The sequence below is a fragment of the Streptomyces canus genome (assembly GCF_030815415.1).
GTDB lineage: Bacteria > Actinomycetota > Actinomycetes > Streptomycetales > Streptomycetaceae > Streptomyces > Streptomyces canus_F.
The window spans coordinates 7,552,048-7,564,039 of record NZ_JAUSWW010000001.1; the positions used below are offsets into that span (position 1 = coordinate 7,552,048).

General features: G+C 71.1%; 11 protein-coding genes and 1 pseudogene. 8 read left to right on the plus strand and 4 right to left on the minus strand.

What is annotated here, in order from left to right; all coding sequences use genetic code 11:
- The first annotated feature begins 20 nt into the window (after window positions 1–20).
- On the plus strand, window positions 21–1,010 hold the full coding sequence (locus QF037_RS34885; RefSeq protein ID WP_307032124.1) for a DUF3068 domain-containing protein: 990 nt from the start codon (window positions 21–23) through the stop codon (window positions 1,008–1,010).
- Here QF037_RS34885 and hrpB read toward each other — a convergent pair.
- Window positions 1,000–3,492 (minus strand): ATP-dependent helicase HrpB, encoded by a 2,493-nt coding sequence (gene hrpB, locus QF037_RS34890; protein ID WP_307032125.1) that lies wholly within the window; start codon window positions 3,490–3,492, stop codon window positions 1,000–1,002. The genes QF037_RS34885 and hrpB overlap by 11 nt on opposite strands.
- Window positions 3,493–3,577: 85 nt before the next feature.
- On the minus strand, window positions 3,578–4,414 hold the full coding sequence (locus QF037_RS34895; RefSeq protein ID WP_373463981.1) for a class I SAM-dependent methyltransferase: 837 nt from the start codon (window positions 4,412–4,414) through the stop codon (window positions 3,578–3,580).
- Window positions 4,415–4,785: 371 nt separating this feature from the next.
- Between QF037_RS34895 and rpsA the strand changes: the two are divergent.
- From rpsA to QF037_RS34915, 4 genes and pseudogenes are all read left to right on the plus strand, one after another.
- Window positions 4,786–6,296: pseudogene (gene rpsA / locus QF037_RS34900) on the plus strand (30S ribosomal protein S1).
- Between the two features lie 220 nt (window positions 6,297–6,516).
- Window positions 6,517–7,455: a PAC2 family protein gene (locus QF037_RS34905; RefSeq protein WP_307032127.1), complete on the plus strand. Its 939-nt coding sequence runs from the start codon at window positions 6,517–6,519 to the stop codon at window positions 7,453–7,455.
- A 45-nt stretch (window positions 7,456–7,500) separates the two neighbouring features.
- The gene (coaE, locus tag QF037_RS34910) at window positions 7,501–8,130 is read left to right on the plus strand and encodes a dephospho-CoA kinase (RefSeq protein ID WP_307032128.1); all 630 of its coding nucleotides are present in this window, start codon (window positions 7,501–7,503) and stop codon (window positions 8,128–8,130) included.
- Between the two features lie 50 nt (window positions 8,131–8,180).
- Window positions 8,181–8,561, plus strand: a complete 381-nt coding sequence (locus QF037_RS34915; protein ID WP_046263552.1) for a tetratricopeptide repeat protein — start codon at window positions 8,181–8,183, stop codon at window positions 8,559–8,561.
- A gap of 7 nt (window positions 8,562–8,568) precedes the next feature.
- Here QF037_RS34915 and QF037_RS34920 read toward each other — a convergent pair whose 3' ends face one another.
- A complete protein-coding gene (locus QF037_RS34920) occupies window positions 8,569–8,841 on the minus strand; it encodes a DUF6343 family protein (protein WP_307032129.1) in 273 nt (90 codons plus the stop codon).
- A gap of 76 nt (window positions 8,842–8,917) precedes the next feature.
- On the opposite strand from QF037_RS34920, the gene QF037_RS34925 reads away from it, so the two are divergent.
- The 3 genes from QF037_RS34925 (at window position 8,918) to QF037_RS34935 (ending at window position 11,218) form a co-directional block, all read left to right on the plus strand.
- A complete protein-coding gene (locus QF037_RS34925) occupies window positions 8,918–9,829 on the plus strand; it encodes an acyltransferase domain-containing protein (RefSeq protein ID WP_307032130.1) in 912 nt (303 codons plus the stop codon).
- A gap of 147 nt (window positions 9,830–9,976) precedes the next feature.
- Window positions 9,977–10,657, plus strand: a complete 681-nt coding sequence (locus QF037_RS34930) for a class I SAM-dependent methyltransferase (protein WP_307032131.1) — start codon at window positions 9,977–9,979, stop codon at window positions 10,655–10,657.
- 96 nt (window positions 10,658–10,753) lie between these two features.
- Window positions 10,754–11,218 carry a DoxX family protein gene (locus tag QF037_RS34935; protein WP_307032132.1) on the plus strand — a complete coding sequence of 155 codons (465 nt, stop codon included), beginning with the start codon at window positions 10,754–10,756 and terminating at the stop codon, window positions 11,216–11,218.
- A 125-nt stretch (window positions 11,219–11,343) separates the two neighbouring features.
- On the opposite strand, the gene QF037_RS34940 is transcribed toward QF037_RS34935, so the two are convergent.
- The gene (locus QF037_RS34940) at window positions 11,344–11,967 is read right to left on the minus strand and encodes an RNA-binding S4 domain-containing protein (RefSeq protein ID WP_307032133.1); all 624 of its coding nucleotides are present in this window, start codon (window positions 11,965–11,967) and stop codon (window positions 11,344–11,346) included.
- Window positions 11,968–11,992: the final 25 nt, after the last annotated feature.

Genomic DNA, 11,992 nt, shown 5'->3' on the forward strand with positions numbered 1-11,992 from the left:
CACCCGGGAGGGAGGCCGAGATGCGCCGCAAGACCAGCCTGATCCTGCTCGCTCTCGCCGTGTTCTTCGCCGCGCTGTCCCCACTGCTGCGCTGGTACGCCTTCCCGCGCCTGGCCAAGATCCCGGCCGGCCAGTACCAGGACATGGTCCTGGAGGCGAAGGACGCCACCCTCATGAACAACGCGATGCAGGTCGAGAAGGTCTCCAAGGTCACCATCGTGCAGACCCTCAAAGGCAACGTCGAGGCCTCCGAGAAGATCGAGAAGACACTCGGCCGGGACGTCGTCGTCTGGGACGGACTGTCCTACGCCCAGGGCCCCGACGGTCAGCAGGTCGCCTACATCCCCGAGCGGTACATCTTCGACGCCCACACCCAGGAACCGATCCACGCCACGGGCGAGATGGTCGACGGCGACCCGGTGAAGCGGGAAGGCCTCGAATTCAAATGGCCCTTCCTGACGGAGAAGCGGGACTACGAGTACTTCGACGCCCAGACCCGCACCTCATCCCCCATCCACTACAAGGGCACGCAGGACTTCCGCGGCCTGGAGGTCTACTACTTCGAGCAGACCGTCCCCTGGACCCAGGTGAAGTGGCCCAAGAAGCTGCCCATCGCGGGCGTCACCCCCGAGCAGCTCGCCAAGACCGGCACGACCCGCTGGTACACCACGGTCCGCAAGTTCTGGGTCGAACCCGTCACCGGCGCCCCCGTCTACGGCGAGGAGATCCACAAGGAGGAACTCCGCGGCGGCACCCTCCTCGGCGACCGCGACAAGGTGACGGCGTTCGCCGGCCACGTGAAGATGCGCGAGGACTACATCGAGCACACCGTCGACCTGGTCAAGTCCAACCGCACCCTGGTGCTCCTGATGACCTCGTACCTCCCCTGGGGCTTCGCGACCCTGGGCGTGCTCCTGCTGGCCCTCGCCCTGTACCTGGAGGCCCGCGGCCGCCGCCCCGACGAACCGGAACCCGCCACGGACTCCGCGCCCGAACCGGTCACCGCCTGAGCCGCGCGTTCGTATACCGCGTCGGCTCGGCATCTGCCGGATCCTCGGGCCACGGATGCTTCGGATACCGGCCCCGCAGCTCCGCCCGCACGCCCTTGTAGCCGTCCTTCCAGAACGACGCGAGATCGGCGGTCACGGCGGCCGGGCGCCCGGCGGGGGAGAGCAGATGGACGAGCAGCGCGACCCCGGCGACCGTTGGCCCCTCGTGCAGCCCGAACATCTCCTGCAACTTCACCGCGAGAACGGGCTGCTCGGGGTTCGCGTAGTCGATCCGGATTCTGGACCCACTGGGCACGGTGATCCGCTCGGGAGCGAGTTCGTCGAGCCGCGCGGCATCCCCCGAGGCCCACGGCAGCAGTCGGCCCAGCGCGTCCCCGGCGTCGATCCGCGCCAGATCGGCCCGCCGCCGGGCACGACCGAGCTCCGGCTCCAGCCACTCGTCCACGCGCGCGTGCAGTGCTGCGTCGGAGACGTCCGGCCACGGCTCCCCGAGGTGCAGCCGCAGAAAGGCGAGCCGCTGCCGCAGCACGTCGGCCTCGGGCGACCAGCGCAACAGACGCAGCCCGTCCTGCCGCAGCCCTTCAAGAAGAGCGTCGCGTACGAGAACGGGGTCCGGGTTCCGGAGCGTGCGCACCGCCAGCTCCACGGCTCCCAGCCGCTCCACACGCCGCGCCACGACGTCGCCGTCGGCCCAGTGGACCTCGTCCCGCTCGTCGAGCAGCGCCCCTGCCGCCTGCCGCGCGGTCTCCTCGTCGACGACCGCACCGAGCTGCACGCGTGCGTGGCCCTTGCCGACGGGGCGGTCCGCCACGGCGACGGCGATCCAGGGCGCCCCGCGCAGAGCGGTGGCGTCACGGACCTCGGCGCGGGTCCCGGACACCATGAGATAGGAACCGCCGTCGGCCCTGGCGACCCGCTCGGGGAAGGCGAGGGCGGCGACGAGCCCGACGAGGGCGTCCTCCGTGAGAGAGGACGCGCGGGCCGGCTCGTCGGCGAGGCCCTGCAGGCGTCGCACCTCGGTACGCCAGCGCCCCGCATAGGCATCACCCCCACGCCGGGCCGTGCGCACGGCGGCCGCCAGATCGTCGCCGTACTCCCGCGGCGGCTCCTCACCGAGCAGCGCGACCACCTCGGCCACCTCCCGCGAGGGTCCCGCGTCCAGCAGGGCCCGCCCGAGGCGGGGATGCAGTCCCAGCCGGGCCAGCCGCGCCCCCCGCTCGGTGGCCCGCCCGGCGGAGTCCACCGCGCCGATCGCCGACAGGACACTCCGCGCGGCGGCCATCGCCCCGGTCGGCGGCGGATCCAGCAACGCCAGCCCGGAAGCGTCCGGATCGCCCCAGCAGGCCGCCTGGAGGGCGAACGCCGTCAGGTCGGCCACCTTGATCTCCGGGGCCGGGAAAGCCGGCAGCCGGACGTCCTCCGCCTCCGTCCAGCAGCGGTAGGCCACACCCGGCGCCTCACGCCCGGCCCGCCCCAGCCGCTGATTGCCCACCGCACGGGAGGCCCTGACCGTCGTCAGCGCGCTCAGCCCGCGCGCGTGGTCCACCCGCGGCTCCCGCGTCAGCCCCGAGTCGACGACGACCCGCACCCCGGGCACCGTCAGCGACGACTCGGCGACGGAGGTCGCCAGCACCACCCGGCGCCGCTCGCCGGGCGCCAACACCGCGTCCTGCACGGCGGCCGGCGCCCGCCCGTGCACCTGGAGCACGTCCACGTCGCCCAGCCCGCCCAGCTGCCCGGCCACCCGCGCGATCTCGCCCACACCCGGCAGGAAGCACAGCACGTCCCCCTCCCGCTCGGCCAGCGCCCGCCGCACCACCGACGCCACATGCGTCAGCAGCGCGGGATCCACCCACATGCCGTGCGAGGGCCGCACCGGACGGGCCGGGGGAGCCCAGACCACCCCGACCCCGTACGCCCTCCCGTGCGCCTCGACCACCGGCGCCGCGCCCAGCAGCCCCGACCAGCCCTGCGCATCGGTCGTCGCCGACGCGGCCACCAGCCGCAGCTCCGGCCGCAGCGCCTGCCGCACGTCCCACAGGAACGCCGCCGCCGTGTCCGCGTCCAGATGCCGCTCATGACACTCGTCCAGGACCACCACGTCGACGCCCGCGAGCTCTTGGTCCCGCTGAAGCCGCTGCAGCAGGACACCCGTCGTCACGACCTCCACGCGCGCGCGGCGCCCGACGACCCGCTCCCCGCGCACGGTGTAGCCGACGCTCCCACCGACCTTCTCGCCCAGCAGCCACGCCATCCGCCGGGCCGCCGCACGGGCCGCGATCCGCCGCGGCTCGGCCACCACCACCCGCCGCGCGGGAGCGTCACCGCCCAGCAGCCCGGCCAGCGCCAGCGGTACGAGGGTGGTCTTGCCGCTGCCGGTCGGCGCGACCAGAACGGCGGTGCCGTGCGCGTCCAGGGCGTCGGACAGGGCGGGCAGGGCACCGCGTACGGGAAGGGCGTCCAGAGCGTCGTAACGGATCACGCCCCCAGTGTCGTACGGCCGCGCGCACGCCCCGCCACGCGCGCGTGCTCTTCTTTTCAGCCACGCACGCGCGTGTGCGTGGCTGTCAGTCCCGCTCGCACACGAAGATCGCCGACCCCGGGATCAGATTCCCGCGCAGCGGCGACCAGCCGCCCCACTCCGAGGTGTTCCAGGACGGCCACTCCGGCTCGACGAGGTCCACCAGGCGGAAACCCGCGGCGACGATGTCCCGGACGCGGTCCCCGATGGTCCTGTGGTGCTCGACGTACACCGCGCTGCCGTCCTCGGCCTGCTCGACGTACGGCGTGCGGTCGAAGTACGAGGCGGAGACGGTCAGCCCCTCCGGGCCGGGCTCGTCCGGGAACGCCCAGCGGATCGGGTGGGTGACCGAGAAGACGAAACGTCCGCCCGGCCGCAGCACCCGGCGCACCTCCGAAAGGACCAGCACCGGGTCCGCCACGAACGGCATCGCCCCGTAGGCCGAGCACGCCAGGTCGAAGGAGGCGTCCGCGAAGGGCAGCGCACCGGCGTCCGCGCAGATGAGGGGAAACGATCCGCCGATGCGCAGCGCGTGCTGGAGCTGGCGGTGGGAGAGGTCCAGGGCGACCGGGCGGGCCCCCTGCTCGGCCAGCCAGCGCGAGCACTGGGCCGCGCCGGCGCCGATCTCCAGGACGTCCTTGCCCTTCAGCTCCTCCGGCGGGCCGAGCAGCTCGGCCTCCACCTCGTCCAGGCCTTCGGGGCCCCATACGAAGCGGTCGTCGCCGAGGAACGTGCCGTGCTCGACCTGGTACTCGTCCGCGTTGCGGTCCCACCAGCCCCGGTTGGCCCGGGAGCTCTCCGCGACATCGGCGTCACGCCGGGTGGCCTCGGACTCGGAGTCCGATGTGACGTTGGGCTCGGACGCTACGGGCTCTTGGATGATCGGCTCCCTCGTCGTACTCTTCCCTCCAATCCGTCCCCTCGGGGGTGTCACGGAGGAGGTGTCTCGGGGCCCGGATGGCCTCCAGAGACAGTTCTTGTGCCGGGTATGCGGCGATCCGCCCCGGGTGTGCGCCTTCGCGCATTGACCCTGTCCGGCTGCCCCCGTATGCTACAAGTTGCGCTGTGGGCCTGCGCACCTCAGACGTAGCAGGCTGCGCTCGCATCTGTTGTATGTCCCCTCGGTTTCCGAGGCGCCACCGGCATTTTGCCTGGTGTGGTGCTTCCTTGGCTGTCCGGCTTCTTCAGAGCGATACGGGCTCCCGGCGTAGCAGTACCTACGACTTTCTGTCCGTAACCGGAGCCCTTTCCCACATGACGAGCAGCACCGAGACCACCGCCACCACCCCGCAGGTTGCGGTCAACGACATCGGTGACGAGGAAGCATTCCTCGCCGCTATCGACGAGACGATCAAGTACTTCAACGATGGTGACATCGTCGACGGCGTCATCGTCAAGGTTGACCGGGACGAGGTTCTCCTCGACATCGGTTACAAGACCGAAGGTGTCATCCCGAGCCGCGAGCTCTCGATCAAGCACGACGTCGACCCCAATGAGGTCGTCGCCGTCGGTGACGAGATCGAAGCCCTTGTTCTCCAGAAGGAGGACAAGGAAGGCCGCCTGATCCTCTCGAAGAAGCGCGCCCAGTACGAGCGCGCCTGGGGCACCATCGAGAAGATCAAGGAAGAGGACGGCATCGTCACCGGTACCGTCATCGAGGTCGTCAAGGGTGGTCTCATCCTCGACATCGGCCTCCGTGGCTTCCTGCCGGCTTCCCTTGTCGAGATGCGCCGCGTCCGCGACCTTCAGCCCTACGTGGGCAAGGAGCTCGAGGCGAAGATCATCGAGCTGGACAAGAACCGCAACAACGTGGTCCTGTCCCGCCGTGCCTGGCTGGAGCAGACCCAGTCCGAGGTGCGTCAGACGTTCCTCACGACCCTCCAGAAGGGTCAGGTCCGCTCCGGCGTGGTCTCCTCGATCGTCAACTTCGGTGCCTTCGTGGACCTGGGTGGCGTCGACGGTCTGGTCCACGTCTCCGAGCTGTCCTGGAAGCACATCGACCACCCCTCCGAGGTTGTCGAGGTCGGCCAGGAAGTCACCGTCGAGGTCCTCGATGTCGACATGGACCGCGAGCGTGTCTCCCTGTCGCTGAAGGCGACCCAGGAAGACCCGTGGCAGCAGTTCGCCCGGACCCACCAGATCGGCCAGGTCGTGCCCGGCAAGGTCACGAAGCTGGTTCCGTTCGGTGCGTTCGTCCGCGTGGACGAGGGCATCGAGGGTCTGGTCCACATCTCCGAGCTGGCCGAGCGCCACGTGGAGATCCCGGAGCAGGTCGTCCAGGTCAACGACGAGATCTTCGTCAAGGTCATCGACATCGACCTCGAGCGCCGTCGCATCAGCCTCTCGCTGAAGCAGGCCAACGAGGCCTTCGGTGGTGACCCGGCCTCGGTCGAGTTCGACCCGACGCTGTACGGCATGGCCGCGCGTCGTACGACGACCAGGGCAACTACATCTACCCCGAGGGCTTCGACCCCGAGACCAACGACTGGCTCGAGGGCTTCGAATCCCAGCGTGAGGTGTGGGAGACCCAGTACGCCGAGGCGCAGACCCGCTTCGAGCAGCACCAGCAGCAGGTCATCAAGTCCCGCGAGGCCGACGCCGCTGCTGCGGCCGAGGGCGGCGACGCCGCGGGCGCGGCTCCGGCCGCGGGTGGCGGCGGCGGTGGCGGTTCGTACTCCTCCGAGGGTGCGGACACCTCCGGTGCCCTCGCTTCGGACGAGGCGCTTGCCGCGCTGCGCGAGAAGCTGGCCGGCGGCCAGAGCTGAACGGCTGCCGCTGAGGCTTAGCGACTGACTGAGGGGCCGTACCTTTCGAGGTACGGCCCCTCAGCCTTTTGCGCCGGGTGCCCGCCGGGTATGCACAGGGGGACGTCGACCACTCCACCACTCCATCGTCGTGTAAGAGGTGCCTGATCAGAGGCGTGGGCGGGAATGCCCACGTGGCAAAGGGCGTTGTGCAGTACGAACACGAGGAGGAGCGGTCACTGTGCTTGATCCGCAAGGTTTGTACGCATGGGAGCCGAAGGGCCTGGCTGTCGTCGACATGGCGCTCGCCCAGGAGTCGGCCGGCCTGGTCATGCTCTACCACTTCGACGGATACATCGACGCGGGCGAGACCGGCGACCAGATCGTCGACCGGCTGCTGGACACGCTGCCCCACCAGGTCGTCGCCCGGTTCGACCACGACCGGCTCGTGGACTACCGCGCCCGCCGTCCGCTGCTGACGTTCAAGCGCGACCGGTGGACGGAGTACGAGGAGCCCACCATCGACGTGCGGCTCGTCCAGGACGCCACCGGGGCGCCCTTCCTGCTGCTGTCCGGACCCGAGCCGGACGTGGAGTGGGAACGCTTCGCCGCGGCCGTCCAGCAGATCGTGGAGCGGCTCGGCGTACGCCTGTCCGTGAACTTCCACGGCATCCCGATGGGCGTCCCGCACACCCGTCCCGTCGGCCTCACCCCGCACGGCAACCGCAACGACCTCGTGCCGGGCCACCGCAGCCCCTTCGACGAGGCGCAGGTCCCCGGCAGTGCCGAGGCGCTCGTCGAATACCGCCTCATGGAGGCGGGCCACGACGTCCTGGGCGTCGCCGCGCACGTGCCGCACTACATCGCCCGCTCCCCCTACCCGGATGCGGCGCTGACCGTCCTGGAAGCCATCACGGCGGGGACCGGCCTCGTCCTGCCGGGCATCGCACACGCCCTGCGCACCGACGCCCACCGCACCCAGACCGAGATCGACCGCCAGATCCAGGAGGGCGACGAGGACCTGGTCGCGCTCGTCCAGGGCCTCGAGCACCAGTACGACGCGGCGGCGGGCTCCGAGACACGGGGCAACATGCTCGCCGAGCCGGTCGACATTCCCTCGGCGGACGAGATCGGGCTGGAGTTCGAGAAGTTCCTGGCGGAGCGGGAAGGCGACAACTGACCTCCGCCGGGTGCGCTGTCCGTGGCAGGCCCTAAGCTTCCGGTCATGCTGAAGGTTGGCCTGACCGGCGGGATCGGCGTCGGCAAGAGCGAGGTGTCGCGGCTGCTCGTCGAGCACGGGGGCGTGCTGATCGACGCGGACCGTATCGCACGCGAGGTCGTCGCGCCGGGCACGCCGGGGCTGGCGGCCGTCGTCGAAGCCTTCGGCCGGGACGTGCTCGCCGAGGACGGCGGTCTGGACCGGCCGAAGCTGGGCTCGATCGTGTTCGCCGACCCCGACAAGCTCGCCGTACTGAACGCGATCGTGCACCCGCTGGTCGGCGCCCGCTCCCGCGAGCTGGAGGCGGCAGCCGCCGCGGACGCGGTCGTGATCCACGACGTCCCGCTCCTCGCCGAGAACGCCCTCGCCCCGCTGTACGACCTCGTGATCGTCGTCGACGCGAGCCCCGAGACCCAGCTCGACCGGCTGGTGCGGCTGCGCGGCATGACCGAGGAGGACGCACGCGCGCGTATGGCCGCCCAGGCCACGCGCGAGAAGCGCCTGGAGATCGCGGACATCGTCATCGACAACGACGTACCCCTCGACGACCTGCGGCGACGCGTGACGGACGTATGGGCCGATCTCGCACGAAGAGCCCGCGCCCCGCACGGCTCGTCCCGGCCGCCGCAGGAATAGCAGGCCCCGGTCCGGGCGTTGAACCCTTCCAGTGAGGGAAGGACTCTGCCGTGCCCCAGACCAGCGGTTCGACCGGACGTACCCCGGAGACGCATGTCATCGACTTCCGTGCCGCCGAGCAACTGCTCGCCGCACGGGACCCGCAGGGCGCGGTGAAGCTGCTCGACCAGGTCATCGCCGCGCACCCCGAGAACACCGCCGCCCGCCTGCTGCGCGCGCGTGCCTTCTTCGCGGCCGCGCAGCTGCGTCCCGCGGAGCTGGAGTTCACGATCGTGCTGGAGCGCGAGCCGGACAACGCGTTCGCGCACTTCGCGCTCGCCCGCACCTACGAGCGACAGGCGCGCCCCGACCAGGCCAAGCGCCACTTCCGGCTGGCCGCCGCACTCGACCCGAATCCGCAGTACCTGAAGGCGGCGCGGTTCGAGTCGTGAGCCGGCACTAGGGGCGCCGGCGCCGGTTCTCCGGCGGCCGGTACGGCGGGATGTCCGGGCCCGGCTGGTAGTGCGGGCCCTGGCGGATGTGCCGGACGATCAGCGTCAGATCCACGGTGATCACCAGCCACAGCACTCCACAGGCGATGGCCCAGCCGGGACGTCCCGCGAGGGCGAACGCCGCTGTGCCGAAGACCGCCCAGACCAGCCCCCACACGCTCAGCCAGAAGCGCGTGCGCAGCGCACTGCGCGCGGTCGTCGGCTCACTGCCCGTACGCATCGGGATCACCACTCCTTCTTGAAACGTACTCTTCGGTGCGACGTTCACCAAAGGCTCCGAGCAGGGGGAGGACCACGTGCTTCCGGATACCGACGAGCTGGCCGAGGTGCTTCTGGACCTCGCTGTACCCCACCAGGACATCAATGAACTGATCGCGTCGCGCCGGACGCTGACGGCGGACTCCGGGGCGATGCGGCTCCTGGCGGAGTGCACCGAGGAACTGGTCCGCGACATCGGGAAGATCGTCGACTACGGCGACGGACTCCAGCTGGGCGAAAGGGTCGCCGAGGCGCCGGCGGCGCTGCGCCGCTTCTTCGCCGCGTACGTGTGCGTCGCGGCGCTTCCGCACACGCGCGCGTACCACCGCGCACTCGGCATCCCCGCGGACGTCTCCCGGCGCACCCTCGCCGACCTCGGGCGGAACATGGTCGTCCACCGCCGACGGCACGGCAGGGCAGGCGTGCAGTCCCCGCAGTGGCTCACGCTCCATTTCCGCGGCGAGCTGTACCAGTTGGGGCGGTTGCAGTTCCAGCGGGCGAACCTCTGGACGGGCGCGCAGTCGGTGCTCGCGCGGGCCGGGTTCGACGGGGCTCCGGGCACGCCCTGTCTGGACATCCACATCCCCGAGTTCCTCGGTGGGCTGACCCCGGCGGCCTGCGACCGGTCCGTGGCGCTGGCCCGGGAGTTCTTCGCCCTGCACCATCCCGAGGAGCCGTATCGGGCGGCGATGTGCCATTCCTGGCTGCTCGACCCGCAGTTGAAGCGCTATCTGAGCGCCGACTCCAACATCGTCCGGTTCCAGGAACGGTTCCGGATCGCCCGCCGGGGCGGCGAGCCCGCCGACACGGAACCGGTCCAGTTCGTGTTCGGGGACCCGGAGCTGGCGGTGGCGGGGCTGCCGCGGCGGACGTCGCTGGAGCGGGCCGTGGGGGACCACCTGCGGGCGGGTGGGCACTGGTACATGGGGCACGGCTGGTTTCCGTTGTGACGCAGGGCCGGGCGGCCGGTAGCCATGGGTCTGCTGTCGATGGAGGTCTGCTGTCGATGGAGGTCTGCTGTCGCTCGGACGGGTGAATCTGTGCGAGGGGGGAACGGGCGTGCGGAGGTGGGCCGTTGGACGGGCATGGAGCTGAGAATGCGTGAGGGGTACGAGGGGACCGGGCCCGGTGCGATCACTCCCGACGGCTGTGCGGTGGAGCTGTACGCACGGCTGCCGGTGAGGGACGAGCCGGACATCATCGCCGCGGCCGTGCCGGCGGGGGCGCAGATCCTGGAGCTGGGCTGCGGTGTGGGGCGGATGACCCATCCGCTCCTGGAGCGGGGCTTCACGATGACCGCGGTGGACGAGTCGCCGCAGATGCTGGAGCGCGTCCGCGGGGCCCGCACGATATGCGGCCCGGTCGAAGACCTCGACCTGGGCGAGACGTTCGACGTGGTCATGCTCGCGTCGTTCCTGGTGCACGCCGGGGACGTCGAGGTGCGGCGGGGGCTGCTGCGCGCCTGTGCGCGGCATGTCGGGGAGGGCGGGTGCGTGCTGATCCAGCGGGAGGGCGCGGACTACCACACCGACCTGCCGCGCGAACGGGTCGATCCCAGCGGCTTCACCGTCCGGATGGTGTCGGCGGAACCGGTCGGGGACGGGGTGAACTCGGTGCGCGCGGAGTACGAGTTCCCGGACGCGGTGTGGACCCAGACGTTCCTGGCACGTCCGCTGACGAAGAAGCAGTTCGAGGAGGCGCTGGGGGAGGCGGGTCTCGCGGTGGACAAGTACCTGACGGAGGACGGGACATGGGTGAGGGCGGTGCGAGTGGACTAGATCGGGAATTCGGTCCCCGCGCGGCGATGAATTTCGGAGTGGGCCCCGGTCTACCTCTCTGACAGCAGCACGGACCGCTTCCCACAGGAGACCCCGATGTCCGAGACCACCCTCCCCGTCACCGCCACCGCGTCCGCTCAGTCCGGCACCGTCGTCGCCGAGTCCGCGACCGTGCGCGGACGCCGTGCCCGGATCGCCCTGCGCACCCTCCAGGTGGTGCTCGCCCTGTTCTACGCCGTCGCGAGCGCGCTGCCCAAGCTGATCGCCCACCCCTCGGCCTCCGAGGGCTTCGCGGAGATGGGCTGGGGCGACGCCGGGATGTACACCATCGGCGTGCTCGAACTGGCCGGTGCCGTCGCCCTGTTGATCCCGGTGCTGCAGTCGGTGTCCGCGATGGCGCTGAGCGCGCTCATGGTGGGTGCGTTCGTCGTCCAGGTCTCCGTCTTCGACGGGGAGAACGCCGCGACACCGCTCATCCTGATCGTGCCGCTCGCCCTCATCGCCTGGGCCCGGCGGGACCAGAACGCGCGACTGCTGGGACTGGTACGCCGGCGCGCCTGACCCCCGCCGTGCGACGACGCACGGTGAGGTCGGGTATCAGCACCGGCGCACAGGGCGGTGGCGTCCGGAGAGCCTTGAGGGCTTGCCCCGGACGCCACCGCCGTGTGCGTCGGTGGGATGTGTGGTCAGTGGCCGCCGGGGCGTCCGCCGGCTCCTCGCAGGCGTTCCATTTCGCGTCGGTCCCGTTTGGTGGGGCGGCCTGCGCCGCGGTCGCGGATGCCGGCGGGGGCGACGGCCTCGCGGGGCGGGGGCGGGGGGCTGTTGTCGACGTAGCACTGGACGGCGACCGGGGCGCCGACCCGCTTGCGGATGAGGCGCTTGACGATCACGATCCGCTCGCGGCCCTCGTGGACCAGGCGTACCTCGTCGCCGACGCGGAGGGAGTGGGCGGGCTTGACCCGGTCGCCGTTGACTCGTACGTGGCCGCCCTTGCAAGCGGTGGCGCCGGCGGAGCGGGTCTTGACCAGGCGTACGGACCAGATCCAGCTGTCGACGCGGACGGTCTCGCCGTTCTGCGGCCCTGCGGCCTCGGCGGCGGCCACCGCGGCGGCGACCTTCGGATCGACGGCCACGGCTGCCTTCGCGTCTTTGCCGGCCGCGTCCTCGCCATTGCCGTCGGCGGAGGAGCCCTCGGCGCCGGCCGCGCGGCCGGCGGGCGCCTCGGACTCCGTCCCCGGCACGGCGGTCCGAGCCCGGGGGTTCGTGTCCGCAGCCTCACCCACACCGTCATCAGCACGTTCAGCAGCCATGCCCCGACGATAGTCGCCGCGCACA

What these genes read in the sequence shown, in the direction of transcription:
- QF037_RS34885 (WP_307032124.1), top strand. Translation starts at nt 21, where the DNA reads ATGCGCCGCAAGACCAGCCTGATCCTGCTCGCTCTCGCCGTGTTCTTC.
- coaE (WP_307032128.1), top strand. Translation starts at nt 7,501, where the DNA reads ATGCTGAAGGTTGGCCTGACCGGCGGGATCGGCGTCGGCAAGAGCGAG.
- QF037_RS34920 (WP_307032129.1), bottom strand. Translation starts at nt 8,841, where the DNA reads ATGCGTACGGGCAGTGAGCCGACGACCGCGCGCAGTGCGCTGCGCACG.
- QF037_RS34930 (WP_307032131.1), top strand. Translation starts at nt 9,977, where the DNA reads ATGCGTGAGGGGTACGAGGGGACCGGGCCCGGTGCGATCACTCCCGAC.
- QF037_RS34935 (WP_307032132.1), top strand. Translation starts at nt 10,754, where the DNA reads ATGTCCGAGACCACCCTCCCCGTCACCGCCACCGCGTCCGCTCAGTCC.
- QF037_RS34940 (WP_307032133.1), bottom strand. Translation starts at nt 11,967, where the DNA reads ATGGCTGCTGAACGTGCTGATGACGGTGTGGGTGAGGCTGCGGACACG.